Annotated in this window: 16 protein-coding genes and 5 tRNA genes; 11 read left to right on the forward strand and 10 right to left on the reverse strand. The window is 42.7% G+C overall.

The genetic code is table 11. From position 1 onward, the window contains the following. Positions 1 to 175: 175 nt before the first annotated feature. Entirely contained in the window at positions 176 to 1,033 is an 858-nt protein-coding gene (locus RG963_RS07335; RefSeq protein WP_310575620.1) for a protease inhibitor I42 family protein, read from the forward strand. A gap of 115 nt (positions 1,034 to 1,148) precedes the next feature. On the opposite strand, the gene RG963_RS07340 is transcribed toward RG963_RS07335, so the two are convergent. Beyond that, on the reverse strand, positions 1,149 to 1,340 hold the full coding sequence (locus RG963_RS07340; protein WP_310575621.1) for a hypothetical protein: 192 nt from the start codon (positions 1,338 to 1,340) through the stop codon (positions 1,149 to 1,151). A gap of 234 nt (positions 1,341 to 1,574) precedes the next feature. Here RG963_RS07340 and RG963_RS07345 point away from each other — a divergent pair. The 3 genes from RG963_RS07345 (at position 1,575) to RG963_RS07355 (ending at position 3,361) form a co-directional block, all read left to right on the forward strand. After that, a tRNA-Met gene (locus tag RG963_RS07345) sits at positions 1,575 to 1,649 on the forward strand. A gap of 62 nt (positions 1,650 to 1,711) precedes the next feature. After that, a tRNA-Met gene (locus RG963_RS07350) sits at positions 1,712 to 1,786 on the forward strand. A gap of 243 nt (positions 1,787 to 2,029) precedes the next feature. After that, on the forward strand, positions 2,030 to 3,361 hold the full coding sequence (locus tag RG963_RS07355) for a signal recognition particle protein Srp54 (RefSeq protein WP_310575622.1): 1,332 nt from the start codon (positions 2,030 to 2,032) through the stop codon (positions 3,359 to 3,361). 91 nt (positions 3,362 to 3,452) lie between these two features. Here RG963_RS07355 and RG963_RS07360 read toward each other — a convergent pair whose 3' ends face one another. Further along, positions 3,453 to 4,022 (reverse strand): GMP synthase subunit A, encoded by a 570-nt coding sequence (locus RG963_RS07360; protein ID WP_310575623.1) that lies wholly within the window; start codon positions 4,020 to 4,022, stop codon positions 3,453 to 3,455. 413 nt (positions 4,023 to 4,435) lie between these two features. Here RG963_RS07360 and RG963_RS07365 point away from each other — a divergent pair, with 413 nt between their 5' ends. The 6 genes from RG963_RS07365 to RG963_RS07390 all read left to right on the forward strand — a co-directional run bounded on the left by RG963_RS07365 (position 4,436) and on the right by RG963_RS07390 (position 11,154). Further along, entirely contained in the window at positions 4,436 to 5,233 is a 798-nt protein-coding gene (locus tag RG963_RS07365; RefSeq protein ID WP_310575624.1) for a 2-amino-3,7-dideoxy-D-threo-hept-6-ulosonate synthase, read from the forward strand. Between the two features lie 96 nt (positions 5,234 to 5,329). Beyond that, positions 5,330 to 6,472, forward strand: a complete 1,143-nt coding sequence (locus RG963_RS07370; RefSeq protein ID WP_310575637.1) for a 3-dehydroquinate synthase II — start codon at positions 5,330 to 5,332, stop codon at positions 6,470 to 6,472. A 50-nt stretch (positions 6,473 to 6,522) separates the two neighbouring features. Further along, positions 6,523 to 7,251 (forward strand): type I 3-dehydroquinate dehydratase, encoded by a 729-nt coding sequence (aroD, locus tag RG963_RS07375; RefSeq protein WP_310575638.1) that lies wholly within the window; start codon positions 6,523 to 6,525, stop codon positions 7,249 to 7,251. Further along, positions 7,248 to 8,093 (forward strand): shikimate dehydrogenase, encoded by an 846-nt coding sequence (locus tag RG963_RS07380; RefSeq protein ID WP_310575625.1) that lies wholly within the window; start codon positions 7,248 to 7,250, stop codon positions 8,091 to 8,093. The genes aroD and RG963_RS07380 overlap by 4 nt, the downstream gene beginning before the upstream one ends. Beyond that, positions 8,090 to 9,541 (forward strand): prephenate dehydrogenase, encoded by a 1,452-nt coding sequence (locus tag RG963_RS07385; protein WP_310575626.1) that lies wholly within the window; start codon positions 8,090 to 8,092, stop codon positions 9,539 to 9,541. Before RG963_RS07380 ends, RG963_RS07385 begins: the two co-directional genes overlap by 4 nt. Positions 9,542 to 9,612: 71 nt before the next feature. Beyond that, positions 9,613 to 11,154: a HEAT repeat domain-containing protein gene (locus tag RG963_RS07390; protein WP_310575627.1), complete on the forward strand. Its 1,542-nt coding sequence runs from the start codon at positions 9,613 to 9,615 to the stop codon at positions 11,152 to 11,154. A 116-nt stretch (positions 11,155 to 11,270) separates the two neighbouring features. Here the strand turns inward: RG963_RS07390 and tpiA are convergent, their stop codons facing one another. The 8 genes from tpiA to RG963_RS07430 all read right to left on the reverse strand — a co-directional run bounded on the left by tpiA (position 11,271) and on the right by RG963_RS07430 (position 16,066). Continuing rightward, entirely contained in the window at positions 11,271 to 11,939 is a 669-nt protein-coding gene (tpiA, locus tag RG963_RS07395; protein WP_310575628.1) for a triose-phosphate isomerase, read from the reverse strand. A 160-nt stretch (positions 11,940 to 12,099) separates the two neighbouring features. Next, positions 12,100 to 13,278: a bifunctional 5,6,7,8-tetrahydromethanopterin hydro-lyase/3-hexulose-6-phosphate synthase gene (locus RG963_RS07400; protein WP_310575629.1), complete on the reverse strand. Its 1,179-nt coding sequence runs from the start codon at positions 13,276 to 13,278 to the stop codon at positions 12,100 to 12,102. A 230-nt stretch (positions 13,279 to 13,508) separates the two neighbouring features. Further along, positions 13,509 to 14,123, reverse strand: coding sequence for an endonuclease III domain-containing protein (locus tag RG963_RS07405; RefSeq protein ID WP_310575630.1), 615 nt, complete (start codon positions 14,121 to 14,123; stop codon positions 13,509 to 13,511). 101 nt (positions 14,124 to 14,224) lie between these two features. After that, positions 14,225 to 14,296: transfer RNA gene (locus tag RG963_RS07410), tRNA-Cys, on the reverse strand. Positions 14,297 to 14,607: 311 nt separating this feature from the next. After that, positions 14,608 to 14,679, reverse strand: a tRNA-Cys gene (locus RG963_RS07415). Positions 14,680 to 14,745: 66 nt separating this feature from the next. Continuing rightward, a tRNA-Cys gene (locus tag RG963_RS07420) sits at positions 14,746 to 14,817 on the reverse strand. A gap of 143 nt (positions 14,818 to 14,960) precedes the next feature. Then, positions 14,961 to 15,521 (reverse strand): YIP1 family protein, encoded by a 561-nt coding sequence (locus RG963_RS07425; protein WP_310575631.1) that lies wholly within the window; start codon positions 15,519 to 15,521, stop codon positions 14,961 to 14,963. Between the two features lie 161 nt (positions 15,522 to 15,682). After that, positions 15,683 to 16,066 (reverse strand): hypothetical protein, encoded by a 384-nt coding sequence (locus RG963_RS07430; protein ID WP_310575632.1) that lies wholly within the window; start codon positions 16,064 to 16,066, stop codon positions 15,683 to 15,685. A 619-nt stretch (positions 16,067 to 16,685) separates the two neighbouring features. Between RG963_RS07430 and bfr the strand changes: the two genes are divergently transcribed. Next, positions 16,686 to 17,156, forward strand: coding sequence for a bacterioferritin (gene bfr / locus RG963_RS07435; RefSeq protein WP_310575633.1), 471 nt, complete (start codon positions 16,686 to 16,688; stop codon positions 17,154 to 17,156). Positions 17,157 to 17,438: the final 282 nt, after the last annotated feature.

Genomic DNA, 17,438 nt, shown 5'->3' on the forward strand with positions numbered 1-17,438 from the left:
GAATCATTGGAATTAGCAGACTTACCGTCAAACAAGAATTCCAACAGATTTCAAGCATTAACAAAAAAGAAATCTAGCCTGTAAAGCTTCGAACATAATTGAAGTCTAAGCAAAGGATAAATCCGAACAGACGCATCTTTTCATAACCATATCAGAAAGAAGAAGAGGGGAAGAAATGAAAAGAGTACCAGATAATAAATCTGCGAAAGATGTGAAAATTATTGCGGTTCTGTCTCTGATCCTTGCGGTAACTCTTTCCGGCTGCGTTGATGATGGACAGAACAATACAGAGCCGGAAAATATAACAAACGATAGTCAGGGAACCAGTGGAGAAGAATACGTATACGGTACTGCAAACGTAGAAAGTATTCAGATTATGATCCTTGAATCTTTTCCCGTACAGGTGCAGGTGATAGCAGAAGGCTACCTGCCTGACGGATGCACCGAGATTAACGAAACAAAGGCTGAAAGGGAAGGAAACGTCTTCAATGTCAATATCAGCACAAAACGCCCGAAAGATGCGGTCTGTACGCAGGCTATAGAGAACTTTACGAAAACTATCCCCCTTGAAGTCCAGGGCCTCAAAGCTGGGAATTACACTGTAAACGTGAACGGAGTAATAAGATATTTTGAACTATCGATCGATAATGCACTGGAAGAACCACCCATTCCTATGCCGCCGAGACAGCAGGTAATAACCGAAGCTAACAACGGAACAAACATAAGTCTCGAAAATGGAAGCACATTTTACCTTAGGCTTAAAGAAAACCCGACCACGGGCTATTCATGGGAACTCAATCTGAGCCAGGGACTCAACGTGAGCCGGGGGGCCGACAATATCTCGGGAAAATACTATCCTGCGGAGCAACCTGAAGGAGTTGAGCATCCTCTTGTTGGTGCTGGCGGAGTCCATGTATGGGAAATAAAAGCCGTGGCTGAAGGCAACCAGAAGGTAGAAGGGATATATAAGAGACCCTGGGAGAATGAAACAGGCACGGAAGATAAATTCACACTGAATGTTGAAGTTGTCTGAGGTTCAGCCTCGTTTTTCATGCCTTTCTTCCATTTTTACATTCTTTACAGTAAGAGAGCAAGGGTATGAAAAATATTCACTCCCTTTCAAATTCCAGCTTTATTTTCTAGCAATTTCACAGGATTTCCAGAGCTTGTTTCAGGTCCTTAAGGCAGTTATCACAGATATAGGATGTACCAACTTGTGTGCATCCAAGAACTTCTGCACCTTCTTCCTTTTCTTTTTTCCCCTGGATTCCTGGATAGTCTTCGCAGTAAATTCCACACTTCACTTCACAATGAGCTCCACAGAATAAACACCTCGTCATAATATGATTTAGGGTTCCGGATTTCAAATATATTTCCGAAAAAGCCAGAGAAAATAACAGACAAAATAAGAAATATTATAAAATTACAGTGAATTGAGGAATTCCGTTAGAGAAACGCCTAAATTCCGCGATAGATCTTTGAAGATTAAAAAGCCAAGCGAAAACTATATAAACGATCGTTAGTATGTTCTGATAGTTGTCCCAGGCAAAGTGGCCTGATAAATAAAACCCTGTAGCGGGGTGGGGTAGCCAGGAGATCCCGACGGGCTCATAACCCGTAGACCGATGGTTCGAATCCATCCCCCGCTATAGTAAAGTTCTTTCCTGAATTTGTTTGTGTTTAACATCTTTTCAGATTTTAATTACCCGGTAGCGGGGTGGGGTAGCCAGGAGATCCCGACGGGCTCATAACCCGTAGACCGATGGTTCGAATCCATCCCCCGCTATAGTAAAGCTCTTTCCTGAATTTGTTTGTGTTTAACACCTTTTCAGATTTTAGTTACCCGGTAACTTTTTTATAGCCGATTACTAATTTATACGTTACAATGGATTCACTTATCCCTTTTTCAAGCTACTGAAACTCAAGGCTTATTAAGGAAGGTTACTTTCTTACACAAGGTCAAAAAAAGTGTGAGTATCTTTTTATTCATCCTCAAAAACTGAGCAAAACTGAGCAGGACGACTTTCATATGGTAATGGAAAAACTCGGAGACTCCTTACAGGGGGCGCTCAAGAAGCTGATCGGCGCGGGGCGAATTGATGAGCGTATGGTCAACGAAGTAGTAAAGGATATCCAGCGGGCTCTGCTCCAGGCCGATGTGAATGTAAAACTTGTCATGGGAATGTCCCAGAGAATCAAAGAGCGGGCAATGAAAGAAGATCCTCCTGCAGGCATGAACCCGAGGGAGCACGTAATCCGCATCGTTTATCAGGAACTGATGGAAATAATCGGCAAGGGAGCCGAGATCCAGCTCAAACCCCAGACTATCATGATGGTGGGGCTTCAAGGAAGCGGAAAAACCACAAGTACTGCAAAGCTTGCCCGTTACTTCCAGAGAAAAGGGCTCAAAGCAGGAGTAATTGCCGCAGATACCTTCCGTCCTGGAGCTTATCACCAGCTTAAAACCCTTTGTGAAAAGCTCAATGTCGCTTTCTATGGAGAAGAAAATAATCCCGATGCCATTGAAATCACCAGAAACGGACTCAAAGCCCTGGAAAAATACGACATAAAAATCGTGGACACTGCAGGCCGGCACGCCCTGGAAGCCGAGCTGATAGAAGAGATGGAACGGATTAATGCTGTTGCAAAGCCAGACCACAAGTTCATGGTTCTGGATGCAGGTATCGGACAGCAGGCGAGCCAGCAGGCCCATGCCTTTAATGATTCTGTAGGAATCACAGGCGTTATTATAACAAAACTTGACGGAACCGCAAAAGGAGGCGGAGCCCTTTCGGCTGTCTCCGAAACAAAAGCTCCTATTGCATTTATCGGCGTCGGAGAAACACCGGAAGATTTCGAAAAGTTTGAAGCTGACAGGTTCATTTCAAGGCTTCTCGGTATGGGAGATCTCAAAAGCTTGATGGAAAAAGCAGAAGAGACCCTGAGCGAAGAAGACGTAAATGTAGAAGCTTTAATGCAGGGGCGATTTACTCTAAAGGACATGTACAAGCAACTTGAAGCCATGAACAAAATGGGACCTCTCAAGCAGATTATGTCCATGCTGCCCATGGGAATGGGAGGAATGGGAGGCGTGAAGCTTTCAGACGAAATGTTCCAGGCTACCAGTGACAAGATGAAGAATTATAAGATTATTATGGACTCAATGACAGAAGATGAAATGACCGATCCCAAGCTCATTGGGGGCTCTAGAATCAAAAGGATTTCAAGAGGTTCGGGCTGCAGTCCTGAAGAAGTAAGGGAACTTCTGAAATACCACAAGACAATGCAAACAGCTCTAAAAGGCTTTAGAGGCGGAAAATTCAATATTCAGAAGATGATGAAGAAAAAACTCGGGATGTAATTCACCCCCGAGTTCTCTACCATTTAAATAATTGCTCTGTCTCTTTTTTGTAATCCTTGAAATTTTTGGATATTTTTAAACTTTTCATGGATCAATATTGATCGCATACCTCAAAGAAGTTCATAAGTAGTTCTTCTCCCTTTTCGGTATGGGAAACCTCAGGATGCCACTGGACACCATAAATGGGTTTTGTAGGATGGCGCATGGCTTCGATCTCACATATATCAGAACGGGCGAGATGAATAAAACCCTCAGGAAGAATGGCAACCTCATCTGCGTGCGAAGCCCATACAGTGGTTTTTGGGCCCAGTCCCCGCAGAATATCGTCTTCTTCGAGCACCTCTATTTCAATTTCTGCATACCCACCTTTTTTCCCTGCATGAACGTGCCCTCCATATGCCAGGGCAATTGCCTGGTGCCCGAGGCAGATTCCAAGAATAGGAAGGTCAATGTCCCGCACATAATCGAAACATAAGCCTGCCCTATCCATTTCCGGCCCACCGCTTAGGATCAGACCATCCGGCTCTTCTGCCAGGATATCTTCAATTGGCATTGTATTGGGAATTATCTTTGTATCCATATCAAGATCCCGAACAGCCCGATGAATAAGGTGGCAGAATTGTCCGTAGTTATTAACAACAAGAATTTTCAGTTCTTTCATAAATCCTTCCGTTCCTGTTTTGATATGATGGTATTTTATTACACTCTGAGTTTACTCTATTAGCCAATCTTATCCTATTTTAATTCTTGTATCTTTCCGGAGTTCAAAACCTGTGTATTTTTTCGAAAGCAAGAGGCTTTAAATCAGAATTTATTTTTACGAACGGAAATGCATTTTCAATAACACTGTGCATGTAAAGTAAAAAAAGCCACAAAAAGGATCACTATAGGACAATATTATACAGAAAAGTTCAAGACTATTCATTTGCATTAGAGTGCATATCTTATCTTGCAGCTAATTGGAATACCTTTAAATATATTAAGCGTGCTACCATGTCACACACTAGCATGCGTGTTTAAAATAAATAACGTTCATACAATTTGAGGGACATTTTACACTCGAAGGGGATTTTAATGTCAGAAATTGGAAAGAAAATACGAATAGAAAGGCTGATGAACCGGGAAAGCAGAAACATGGTCGTTATTCCCATGGACCATGGGATCTCAGACGGACCTATCGAAGGGCTTATCAATATCACCGATACAGTGAACAGAGTTGCAGAAGGAGGAGCAAATGCTGTCCTTATGCAAAAAGGAATGGTAAAATACGGGCACAGAGGGTACGGCCATGATATAGGGCTTATTGTGCACATCAGTGGCTCTTCTTCTCTGAGCCCGGATCCCAATGCCAAAGTGCAGGTCTGTACGGTGGAGGAAGTAATTAAGATGGGAGCAGATGCTGTTTCTATGCACATTAACATAGGCTCTGCAACAGAAGCCGACCAGCTTGAACAGCTCGGAAAAATCTCCAGAGACTGTACGGAATGGGGAGTGCCTCTTCTTACTATGATGTACCCCAGAGGCAAGAAAATTACCAATCCGCATGATCCTGTAAATGTTGCACATGCTGCGAGAATCGGAGCCGAGCTTGGGGCTGACGTTGTGAAAACCGTATACACTGGAGACCCGGACAGTTTCAGAGATGTGGTCAGAGGCTGCCCAGTGCCTGTAGTTATTGCAGGAGGGCCTAAAACCTCAACTGACATGGAACTCCTGGAAATGATTGACGGAGCAATGGAAGCCGGGGCCAGAGGAGCTGCAATCGGAAGGAACGTTTTCCAGCACAAGGATCCTGTCAGACTTACCAGAGCTATCTGCGAAATCGTGCACCATAGAAGGCCTGTGGAAGAAGCTCTGGAACAGCTGAAATGAAAACTAGATATTGAAAAGCTAGATCAGAACCGATAATAAAAATTGAAAAAGGGAAAATACCGGAGTAAAAACAGAAAATATACCGGGGTTGAAGCCTTGAAAAAGAAAAGTGTCTGGATAAAAGCCGATGACGGCGGATGGGAAGAACAGAAAGAAAGAATCACGACAGGCCTTGAATCAGGAGCCGACTGTGTTCTTGTAAACCCAGGAGATGTGGAAAAGGTCCGGGAATTGGGAAATATTCCAGTAGCAACCTTTGGCCGTGACAATAAATCCGGGGCTGACATCGTGGTTGTTGGAAAGAGAGGAGAAGGCGATGGAACAAAACCCTTACCCCTTGAAATTCCGGGTTCTCTTGATATAAACGCAGCAACTCTTCTCAGGGATAAAGGAGTGGCTGTAGGCGGATATGTCGTAATAAGGGACAAACGCTATGAGCATTTCGCAGCCGAAATGGGAAAGGTCTGCGATTTCCTGCTTGTAACAGGCACGGACTGGAAGGTTATCCCTCTAGAGAACCTGATAGCCGAGCTTCAGCGTTATAAAGTGAAGATCATTTTTGGAGTAAAGAGTGCAGCAGAAGCAAGACTGGCTTTCCAGACTCTTGAAACCGGAGCAGACGGGGTACTTCTGGACAGCGGGAATCCACAGGAAATAAAAGACACTATCCAGGCCGCAAGGGAGCTGGAAAACAAAAGTGCCGAACTTGAATCTGCAGTCGTAACCCGTGTCGAGCCTCTTGGAATGGGGGATCGAGTCTGTGTGGACACATGTAACCTCATGCAAAAGGGAGAAGGCATGTTGATAGGCTCTCAGGCAAGCGGAATGCTCCTAGTAAATTCCGAATCCGATGACAGTCCTTATGTTGCAGCCCGCCCGTTCAGGGTAAATGCGGGTGCCGTTCACTCTTATATCAAAATCGGAGACAAAACCCGCTACCTTTCGGAACTCCAGACCGGAGATACGGTAACTATAGTAGATTCAAAAGGAAAACAGCGAGAAGGCATTGTGGGCAGAGTCAAGATAGAAAGCCGCCCTCTCATGCTCATTGAAGCAAAAGCAGGAAACCGGACTTTGAGCGCCATCCTGCAAAATGCAGAAACTATCAAGCTGGTTGGAAAAGACGGAAATCCCATCTCGGTTGCCAAACTCAAAAAAGGCGATGAAATTCTGGTTCGCCTGGAAGAGGGAGCCAGGCATTTCGGGAAAAAGATCGAAGAAACGATTATAGAAAAGTGACCTGTCAAAGAGAAATAATTGTCAGCGGAAATGGAAACCCGGAGCAAGCAATGATTCATATTGGCCCGCTTGACCTTGAAGAAAAAGCTGCAGTTGTTGCAGTAATCCTTGAAAAACCCCTTGAAACGTCAAAAAAGGCAGCCCAAATGGGAGCCGACGTTCTGGAAATTCGGCTTGATCTGCTGGGAATCAGGGACCTGGAAATAGCTACAGAAACAATCAGGAAAATAAAATCCGAAACCGGGCTTCCGGTAATTATTACAAATCGCTCCAATACAGAAGGAGGAAATTGGGAAGGAAAAGAGGCAGACAGAGTCGGACTTCTTACAAACCTCCTTTCAATTAAAGACGGGCCAGACGCAGTAGATATCGAGCTCTCTGCAGAGAGAGAAGAGAGAGACAGCGTAGTAAAAGCAGCAAAAACCTGCGGAAAAACTATAATCATTTCCTCCCATGATTTTTTAAAAACTCCTTCTTTTCAGGAAATAAAAGCAACTCTTGAAGAAGCATTCCTGGCAGGAGCAGACATTGCCAAGCTTGCTGTTATGCCGCGCTCGATGAGGGACGTACTTGACCTGTTAAGAGTTACACTGGATGCCCGTGAAGCTGGAAAAGCCGTGTGTACAATCGCTATGGGCGAGCCTGGAAAACATACAAGGGTAATTGCTCCATTTTATGGTTCAATCCTGACATACGCGTCTGTCGAAGGTACAGTTTCCGCGGCCCCTGGACAGCTTCCTGTAGATAAATTAAAGAAAATAATGGAGCTGCTCGAATGAAGCAAGTTTTTGGCGTATTTGGAGACCCTATAGGGCATTCTCTGTCTCCTGCAATGCATAATGCAGCTTTTTCAGCCCTTGGAATGGACTGCATCTATCATGCATTCAGAGTCAAACCTGAAAAATTGGAAAAAGCAATTCTTGGGGCTGAAGCTATGGGATTTGGAGGGCTTAACCTCACAGTGCCCTTAAAAGAGAAAGCTTTAAAACTTGACTGTATCCGGCCTGATCCACTGGCAGAAAGGATAGGAGCTGTAAATACTGTCGTTTTCGGGAAAAACGGAGAAATCACGGGGTACAATACCGACGGGTTGGGGGCAAAACAGGCGCTTCGCGAGGCTGCAGTGGAAATAGCGGGATCTAAGATAGTAGTTGCAGGGGCAGGCGGAGCAGCAAGGGCGATAGCTTTCCAGCTTGCAGCCAATGGTGCTGAAATCACAATAATAAATCGGACTGCAGAAAGGGCAGTTGAGCTTGCAAAAGATGTCTCAGCCATAGCAGCCATTTCAGAGAATATAAGGGGAAGAGGACTCTCGGGATTAAAAGCCCTGCTGCAAGATGCAGATGTCCTGATCAATACCACAACTCTTGGGATGCACCCGAATACCGACACTGCCATTACCACAGCAGAAAATCTTCACCCTGACCTTGCTGTTTTCGACATTGTCTACAACCCCCTGGAAACCAGGCTCTTAAGAGAAGCAAAAGCCGCAGGTGCAAAAACTGTGAGTGGGGTCTTAATGCTTGTTTATCAGGGAGCTGAAGCTTTCAAGCTCTGGACAGGAATTGAACCTCCAGTCGAACTCATGAAAAAAACCGTTTTGGAGGCTTTGCAAGCTTGAGTGCGGATCTGGAAACCTGGAACCAAAACCCTCGGAACCGAAGTCCTGAAAAAACGAAGGTTCTGATTCTGGGCGGAACCGGAGAAATGGGACAGTGGTTCACCCGTTTTTTCAAAGAAAGAGGTTACGAAGTTACAGTCTGGGGAAAAGGGGGAAAAACGGAAATTGCCAGAAAACTGGAAGTTCCTTTTGCCTCGGATCTTGAAACAGCTGTTCTGGAAAGTGATATAGTAATAGTCTCTGTACCCATCAATGTAACTGAAGAGACTATTGCAGAAATTGCCCCAAAAATGAAAGCTGGAAGCCTTCTTATGGACTTTACTTCTATCAAAGTAAAGCCTGTTGAAGCCATGAGCAAATTCGCCCCTTCAGATGTGGACATTCTGGGTACTCATCCAATGTTCGGCCCCACAATTCGCACTATTAGAGGGCAGACTGTGATTCTTGTCCCTGTAAAGGGGCGCTCGGAAAAATGGTTCCCGGTAATAAGAGAACTCTTTGAGGAAAGCGGAGCCCATGTTGAAATTACCACTGCAGCAGAACATGATAGTCTTGTCTCGGTTGTGCAGGGACTTACTCATTTTGCTTATATTAGCATAGGGACTACCATTGACAGGCTAGACTTTGATGTAAAGAAATCCAGAAAATTCGTAAGCCCCGTTTACGACATAATGCTGGATTTCGTAGGCAGGATTCTCGGCCAGAATCCTTATCTGTATGCCCTTATTCAGATGGAAAACCCTGGCATCCTGGAGGTTCATAAGGCATTTATAAGGGAATGTGAAGAACTCTCAAGTCTTGTGCAGGCTCATGACGAAGAAGGTTTTGTAAGAAAAATGAAGGCTGCTGCTCGACAATACGGAGATACCGCTCATGCCCTGCGCAAATCGGACAAACTGATAAATTCCAGAATAGCCGAATACGAAACTATCCTGAATTCTGTTGGAAAAGTCTGTGGCTTTTCTCATTTTTATTCCGGAAAAATCCATGTAGGTACTCTGGAAAAAGTGGGCCCTGATGAAATAGCTCTTACAAAACTGGTCTCAAAAGGTACTGGCCCTGCTATAAAAAACAAACTTATAAAACTCAAGCTTGAAAACCTTCGCCTCCTTTCAGAGCAAGAACTGAGAGAATGGAGAAAAGAAAACCTTGAACATTCTACCAGGGACGTTTCAGTCTTTATTCCTGAGGGCGCTGACCCTAGAATAATTCTCAATGCTATAGATACAAACAAACAGCTTGCAGCCTGCGAAATCAGTGATATCTACAGAGGATTTAACTGTGTAGAAACCCAAAAAGAAAGAAAAGGAATTAGAAGGCTTGGCGTTACTTATAGGATAATTATTTTTGGGGATTGTGATGCAGATTCTGTCGAAATCGGAGTTACAGCTCTTCTTTGCGGTCTCGGATGTCGGATAAGAGGGAAAAATCCGAGACTGAAGGAATAGAAAGAATCTTACTCCAGAGATCTGTATAAATAAGAAGAGAAAGTGATATAAACAATAAAAAAAAAGATAGTATGATGTCCGAAGTTAGATGGAAAATTTCTCTTTTATTTGTCCTCATCATTCTTTCCATATTTTTTTCACTTTTATCAAATAGTGATAGGTTTATTGAGATCAGTCGAAATGAAACGTACACCCAAACAAAAACTGGAGTTTCAAGCGAAAGTCTGATCATAAATCTCACAAACAAGCTGGAGACCGGCGACCCTGAAACGAGATTAAACGCCGCAGCCGAACTTGGGAAATTTGGAGAGCCTGCAGCCAATTCTCTTGTTGAAAAAATCGAGTCAAACGCTTCGAACTTGGAGAAAACAAATAGTTACATACTTCTTGCACTTCTTGAAACCGGGGATAGCAGAGCAGAGAATATCCTTTCCGGAAACTTTGGAAAAAAGGAGGCATCAAATAAGGCTGCAAACGAGAGTACAACCGAAGAATGGAAACTAGACGTCTCAGATGATATTTTGCAGGCTTTAGAAGCAAAAGATAAAACAATGAGAAAAAATCTTGCAGATTCTCTTAATATGGAATACAAAGAAAAAACAGATTCTCTTGAAGCAGCCCTTACAGCAGAAGAACAGAACTCCAGTATCTATGATTCCATTGTATTTTCACAATTTGGACCTGAAGAGCCAGGAAGCGAAACCGAAAAGCTTCTTAAAGCTCTTAAAAGCGAAAGTGGAAGCGCGAGGATTACAGCTATAATGGCTCTTGGAGAGAGAAAGGAAAAGGCAGCAGTAGATCCTCTGATAGGGATTTTGACCCGGGATTATCCTCCGGTACAAAGCAGTGCAGCCTTTGCACTTGGAGAAATTGGAGATGAAAGGGCAGTAGAAATCCTGCTGAAACAAATGAAAGACGGTGAGAGCGATACCGTCAGGATCAATTCTGCCATTGCCATTGGGAAAATAGGAAAAGAAACAGCCGTAAAACCTCTTATTGATAGACTGCGAGACAATAAAGCCGGTATGAGGAGTAGCGCAGCCCTGTGGTTAGGAAAACTAAGAAATGAAACGGCAGTAGAGCCCCTGATAGAAGTCCTGAACAGCGGGAAACTTTCCGGAGAAAGAGCAAAAGATTCCATAAACACAAATGAAGACCTCCGAAAAAGCGTTGTTCTTGCCCTTGGAGAAATCAGAAGCACTGAAGCAACTGAGACTTTAACCGGTGTACTGACCGATAATGGGGAAAAAGTTTCTGTCAGGATAGCTGCAGCGTTAGCCCTGGGAAAAATAGGAGATCCCGAAGCATTAGAAACTCTCAAGAAAGTATTTGACGACACGAGCGTAGATGTAAATATAAGAAAGGAAGCTTTTCTTGCACTTGGCAAAACCAAAAATCAGGATTCTGCAGGAATTCTTGTAGCAAAACTGGGAGATAAAGAATTTGGAGCTAGTGCCAGAAAAGGACTTATAGATATGGGAGAACCTGCAATTGATCCTCTTATAGAAAATCTGAAGACTAAAGATAAAAAACTCAAGGATGAAACAGCCTTAATTCTTATTGAAATAGGAGACCCGAGAGCAGTTAAGCCTCTTATCCTGGCGTATCAGTAATTCAAAAAAGAGATTTTAAAAAGCGGCTGAAGAAGCCGCATTCTTTTTTACCGGATTTACTCAGATGTTTTCTATTTCTATCCATATTTTTGGGAAAAAAGTTTCAGAAGGAAACTTTAAACTAGACGGATAAGATCTTCCAGTGCAGCTCTGGGGTTCGCAGCTTTCACGATTCCAGATGCCAGAAGCACGCCTTGAGAGCCAAGGTCGAGAGCTGCCCTGAGGTCTTCACCTTTAGAGATCCCGGCTCCACAGAGCACTTTTACTCCGGGATTGATTTTTGCAACTGCCTCAACCGAGTCGCTAACGACTTCCGGATCGGCCTTTGAGACAGGAATTCCGCTGCCTATAAGCTCCGGAGGCTCGATTGCAACATAATCTGGACCGAGAGCCGCGGCTGCTACTGTCGTTGGAACATTGTTAGTACAAATGACTGTCCTGAGCCCGAGTTCTTTTGCAGCCTTCAGCGACGCTTCGATCTCTGCAAGGGTAAGGCGCCTTTCAGAGTGGTTAATCAGAGTCCCGACAGCTCCTGCTTCTTTTATGCATTTTCCGAAAATATGGCCTGTAAAGCTTCCTGCCCCTATCCCGTCCAGATGTTGGGAAAATATTGGAAGTTCAACTTCCAAGGCTACCCTGTAAATATCCGGAATTTGGGGAGCTACTGCAATCTCAATGCCTGATTCTTCGGACACAGCTCTGCAGGCTTTTGCAATTTCAACTGCTCCCTGACCTGTGCCCTGTAAATAAGTCTTGTAATTCAGTAAAATTAATGGCAAAACCAAGAAATCCCCTCCTGAAAAATAAAAAGAAAATGAAAAAGCGTATTTCAACGCTTTCTTTAGTATAGGTTTCTGCCAAAAATGCTGCATGACTTTGTTCTTCAACAGCATTTTTCCGGCAATTTTCTATAAGGAATTTTCTATAAGAAATTCATAAACTTGATCAGAAGTCAGTCATGATCCTGAACTGATCAATTTCCGGTTTGTTAAGGCTGTTGATGAACTGCTCGGCAACTTCTCTGACATCTTTTGCATTGGTGATCGCACGTCCGACTACAAGGATGTCAGCATCCTGGCTCAGAGCCAAAGGTACTTTGTCTAGACGGACTCCGCCTGCAACAGCAATCAGAGCCTTTGGAGCAACCTTCTTGATCTCGGCGATATCGCCCCAGGCATGTTCAGTGCTTTCGATGTCAATTCCACGGTGGAGTTCAATGACATCAGGCATGACCTTGAGCTGCTTTAAGACAGAAATCGGGTCGTTCTGGTTGAGAGTGTCCATTACCGCATAGATACCTGTCTTATGAGCTTCCTCAATGAGCTTGTCAATAGTGCTGATCGGGGCAAGGGCGGAGACCACGACTGCATCGCCTGCAGCGTCTGCAACCATTCTTGCTTCAAGGTTTCCGGTATCCAGAGTCTTTAAGTCAGCCACGATAAAGGCATCGGGTCTAACCTGTCGAATCTTCGAGATGACATCCATACCATAGCGTTTAATAAGGGGTGTGCCTGCCTCGATGATGACGTGATCGCTTTTAGGAATCTGGGAAATAGCAGACATCACAAATTCGAGGTTCGGATTGTCAAAAGCAATCTGCAGGTATGGTGGATCCCAGAGCCTTGTGACCTTGAACCCCATGATGGCATGAGTGGATTTGTTACTCTCTGCAAGCACAGTGTTAATATCCGGGAAGCCTGCAAGAGCCCGCTTGATTGCGAGTTTTGTGGCTCCGTAGTTGTACCTGTAAATTTTACTGTAGTCCTGTGCATCAGGGTGGATAAAGACGCTGGCTACAATAACAAGGTCTTCAGCCTGATCCTTTGAGATTACACCTTCTTCGACAGAATCCGCTACTGCCTTTGCAACTGCTGCTTGGGCAGGTCCGAAAATTTTTGCTGCCTGCTCCATATTTTTTACCGTAACCTTCGGGATGATAAGGGTTGAAGGTTTAGGCGGCAGGTTTGGCCTGATAACGGACAGAAGTGGGGTATGTCCGGCTGAGAGCTGAGTGAAGCCATTTGCAAAAGCCTGCCCTACGGGACCTCCTTTGTCTCCTATCATCAAATCCACATGGGCAAGTTCTGAGCCCTGCCCCATTAACGCTTCTCCTATTTGAAACATATTTGACCTCGTAAATGTGATAAATGTCATATCCGGAATATTGATAACCGTGCAGGTAACGTAATATTTGAAATTGATTTGCCATCAAATTGAGGATAGGCATAACCCTTTTGCCTGCTAAATGCCAGCTTTATATATATAATCTCGTATCGTCCCGAAGGTTTTTTCGAGCCCTGATAGAGCCTCATAATTCCGATTTTGGAATTTTTGGGGCTACTGGAAACTCCCTATTAAAGGAGAATTTTAGGACACATATCGTTCAGGACACAGACTCCACACCTGGGAGAAATAGGCCGACAGACATTTTGTCCTAGTTTTACAAGCAAGAGATTTATATGTTTCCAGTATCTCTGCGGAAAGATCTTTTTTAGTTCATTTTCAGTTTTCTCAGGGACTTTCGTCTTTACCAGCCCGAGCCTGTTGGAAATCCTGTGAACATGAGTATCCACTGCCAGGGCATCCTTAAGGAAAGCATGAGCAAGCACACAGTTAGCTGTTTTCCGGCCGACTCCAGGCAATTCAAGGAGAGTTTCCATATCATCAGGAACCCTGCCATCGTGTTTCTCCAGAAGGATTCTGGAAATTTCTTTTATTCTTCCTGTTTTGACCCTGTAAAAACCTACATCTCTTATAAGAGCTTCAATCTCTACAACGTCGGCCTCTGCCATTTCTTCAGCCGTTGAAAATTTCTCAAAAAGCTTTTTTGCTGAAGGGTAAGTTACATTATCCCGGGTTCTATGGGACATCACTGTGGAAATTAGTACAAAAAAAGGATCTTGAAAGCCATCTGGATAATCTTCTGGATAAAGCTCAGAAAGTCTCCGCATGAGTTCATCGATATCCATGGCCGGAAATTAGTCTTCTCTACTATAAAAGTTAAGACCTTAGAACCATGAAAAAAATTAAGATAAGGAACGAATTAGGAAATTATTTAAAATTTTAAGGAAGCCAAGATCCGGATTTGAACCAGGAGTAAATCGCTCTGCAGGCGATTGCGTAACCACTCCGCCACCTTGGCAGTCTGTGTATTGTAAGAAAGTACGTTTTAATATATAAATATTTAGATTGATAGAGTGTTTAAATGAAAACCCTGCTTCGGATTCGAACCTGAATGAAATTGTACTTGAGTTTCGCTTCGGGATTACAGGAAATCAGAAATTTCCTTGGAGTTGTGATAATCGCAATATCACAGGTCTGTTTCACTCGCTCTGCTCGCTAAAGCAGACAAAACGAAAAAAGATAGATAATCTAATAAAAAAGTTGTGGCAAAAGAAGAATAAAAGAACAAAAAGTTTATGTAAAAGAGAATGAAAAATTATTTAAAAGAAAAGCCAAGATCCGGATTCGAACCGGAATGGTATCGCTCTGCAGGCGATTGCGTAGCCGCTCCGCCATCTTGGCAGCGTGTATATTCAAATGTAGTTTTTGACGAGAGTAATTTCAGATTGTTTGAGTATTTAAAAGAAAAGCCAAGATCCGGATTCGAACCGGAATGGTATCGCTCTGCAGGCGATTGCGTAGCCGCTCCGCCATCTTGGCACTTTTGATCACGCCTTAGTCGTGTAGATCAATTAAAGGGATTTCTAATATATAAATATTTAGCTTGAGGCAATCGATTCTAAAGAATTTAAGTTATGGTTGGTAAAAAATAAAAAACAGTCTCCAAGAAGGAGATGATTAAATTAAAAGGGAAAAATCCTGGAAGATGCAAATAACCCTGCCAGAACTGCTATAATTATGGCAAGTAAGAAGACCAGAATAATAGGCAGGAGTACGGCTATTGCTGATTTCCCCATACTTACATTATGCACAAACATACCGCCTACGATATAAAGATATATTTCATAAAGCCCGAAAATCCAGCCTATAATAGGAATCCAGTAGATCACCATTACGGCATTTGCGTAAGATATGAATCTTACAGTGCCTTCATAAGTTCCAGTACCTCCAAGAATTTTATAAATAACATAAATTATTGCAGCTCCAATTAAGATAGAAATTATACCTGCAATAGGGGCCATAATTACGGTCATAAGTGCAGTGGAAAAGCTGAATCCTCCACCACCCATACCATACATACCTCCCATCATTTCACGGTTAAAAAGTGCAGCTAAAAGCCCATATATAAGAGAGCTGATTGCTGCAAAAGTGAGTGGCTCAACGTATCCTCCGGTTGTTGGCATTTTTCTGTAAAAATCAGAAGGTCTTTGAATAACTTCTTTCCAGGTTTCGATGTAATCCATAGTTATCCCAACAAAAAATATGTGTGAGTTCTATTTAAAGATATATCAAAAAGAAGAGTCCGGATTTAGATTTAACCGGACAATTCTGCCTACAAAAACTCGATGAATAGGAAAAATAAAATCTACTTGAATTCTCCGGATATAAAAACAGACCGAAGATATCACTCATCGGAGAAGTCATCGCCAGCCTGTCTGCACTGCTGCTCATTTATTGTTCCACAATTCAACAAATTAAGTGCTTCAAATATACCTTCCCCTACACTTATGCCTTTTAGAGCGCATTTCTTCATTAAAAGGTAGTAAAGGTCTTCATTTTCGCTTTTAATAAAGTCGCACATTTCAGAAATAAATTCATCTGTAAAAAATACCTCTTTTTTGTTAACCCAACTATCAACTGACTCAATCAAATATTGACGCATAGATTTATTCTTTTCAATATCTCTTAGACTCATAAAAGCACATTCATCTACGCTTAGGACCCACTTACCAAATTTATACTTAAAAATATCTCCATCGTCTACGTCGACTTTTTTTTCGCCTTCCATAAAAATTCCTCCATAATAATTAAAGGCTTCATTATATTTAACAGTTTTAGACGATTTTTACAATATTAAAGAATCGTCAAAATTTAACATTGATTCCACAGGTAGTTGACTGTCATCAATCAAAAACCCAAAAAAGATTAAAAAATATATAAAAGTCTCTAAAAATAAAAATTCAGGCACGTTACGACCAGCTGCATAGAAAGAACGAGCAGATCGATCTCCGTGGTCAAGAAAATTGAAATGTAACCTTCTATAGGATTTTTTGCAGATCAAGAATACCCTACTTATATTAACAGATTCGTTATTTATATTTAGGTTGTATTATATAAGATGCATTACATAATACTTCTGGGGAAACTAGGTCCAAAACCCAAGTTAATAACGTTGCTTGCCCAAATGAAAATTGTAAACAATATAATTACCGGCAAAGGTGTAATGTTAAAGATGAAAAGAAGAGTAAATTCAAAAAACGTCTGAAAGAGAGCGGAGAATCAGTTGCTCAAAACATCACATTGACTAATAACAATTTCGAGAGTCAATCAAATATGTAGAAATTTACTAGAAAGTACAAATTATAAACAGTGAAAACTATAATTTCTTTTGCATAGGGGGTTTATGCATGAAGGGGAATGAGAAGATCATCAAACATCTAAATGCTCGTTTGGCCGAGGAGCTGACCGCTATAAACCAGTACTTTGTCCATGCCGAAATGTGCGAAAACTGGAATTATAAGCGACTGGAAGAGGCGATCAAGCAACGGACCATCGCCGAGATGAAACACGCCGAGAAGCTAATCGCCCGCATCCTCTTCCTCGAAGGGGAGCCAATCGTCAGCAATCTGAACCAAATTACCATTGGTTCCGAAGTGCCGGAGATGCATGATCATGACCACGGGGCCGAAGAAGGAGCTATCCGAGGCTACAACGAAAGCATCCGTCTGGCAACGGAGTTGGGAGATAACAACACCAAAGTGCTTCTTGAGTTGATCCTGAAAGAAGAAGAGGAGCATATCGATTGGATCGAGGCCCAACTCGACGAGATCAAACAAATAGGTATCCAGAACTATCTGGCGCAACAGATCTACGAATGAGGGCAATGCCTGCTGAGTCTATGCACTTTCTAAATATTCGGGGGTCACCTGGAAAAAGGCTTATGTTAATAGCAAAAAATTTCCAATGGTCGACGAATATTCAGAAGATAGTTGTGTAGCGACCACTTAAAATATTATATTTTTTAGAATTTTATTATTTCACGAAAATTAGTAAAGTTAATTAATAAACTTAGCCAGGATGAGCAAAAGATAGTAGTAAACATGAATGTATGCTTCTGTCAAATTGGGGTCATATTAGTTATAAAGCTAAGGAAAAACAAC

This window comes from Methanosarcina baikalica (genome assembly GCF_031461075.1).
Lineage (GTDB): Archaea > Halobacteriota > Methanosarcinia > Methanosarcinales > Methanosarcinaceae > Methanosarcina > Methanosarcina baikalica.

Excerpts from the sequence above, each read along its gene's own strand:
- RG963_RS07335 (WP_310575620.1), top strand. The coding sequence starts at position 176 with ATGAAAAGAGTACCAGATAATAAATCTGCGAAAGATGTGAAAATTATT.
- RG963_RS07380 (WP_310575625.1), top strand. The coding sequence starts at position 7,248 with ATGAAGCAAGTTTTTGGCGTATTTGGAGACCCTATAGGGCATTCTCTG.
- aroD (WP_310575638.1), top strand. The coding sequence starts at position 6,523 with ATGATTCATATTGGCCCGCTTGACCTTGAAGAAAAAGCTGCAGTTGTT.
- RG963_RS07390 (WP_310575627.1), top strand. The coding sequence starts at position 9,613 with ATGATGTCCGAAGTTAGATGGAAAATTTCTCTTTTATTTGTCCTCATC.
- bfr (WP_310575633.1), top strand. The coding sequence starts at position 16,686 with ATGAAGGGGAATGAGAAGATCATCAAACATCTAAATGCTCGTTTGGCC.
- RG963_RS07405 (WP_310575630.1), bottom strand. The coding sequence starts at position 14,123 with ATGGATATCGATGAACTCATGCGGAGACTTTCTGAGCTTTATCCAGAA.
- RG963_RS07425 (WP_310575631.1), bottom strand. The coding sequence starts at position 15,521 with ATGGATTACATCGAAACCTGGAAAGAAGTTATTCAAAGACCTTCTGAT.
- RG963_RS07355 (WP_310575622.1), top strand. The coding sequence starts at position 2,030 with ATGGTAATGGAAAAACTCGGAGACTCCTTACAGGGGGCGCTCAAGAAG.
- RG963_RS07360 (WP_310575623.1), bottom strand. The coding sequence starts at position 4,022 with ATGAAAGAACTGAAAATTCTTGTTGTTAATAACTACGGACAATTCTGC.
- RG963_RS07400 (WP_310575629.1), bottom strand. The coding sequence starts at position 13,278 with ATGTTTCAAATAGGAGAAGCGTTAATGGGGCAGGGCTCAGAACTTGCC.
- RG963_RS07365 (WP_310575624.1), top strand. The coding sequence starts at position 4,436 with ATGTCAGAAATTGGAAAGAAAATACGAATAGAAAGGCTGATGAACCGG.
- RG963_RS07430 (WP_310575632.1), bottom strand. The coding sequence starts at position 16,066 with ATGGAAGGCGAAAAAAAAGTCGACGTAGACGATGGAGATATTTTTAAG.
- RG963_RS07340 (WP_310575621.1), bottom strand. The coding sequence starts at position 1,340 with ATGACGAGGTGTTTATTCTGTGGAGCTCATTGTGAAGTGAAGTGTGGA.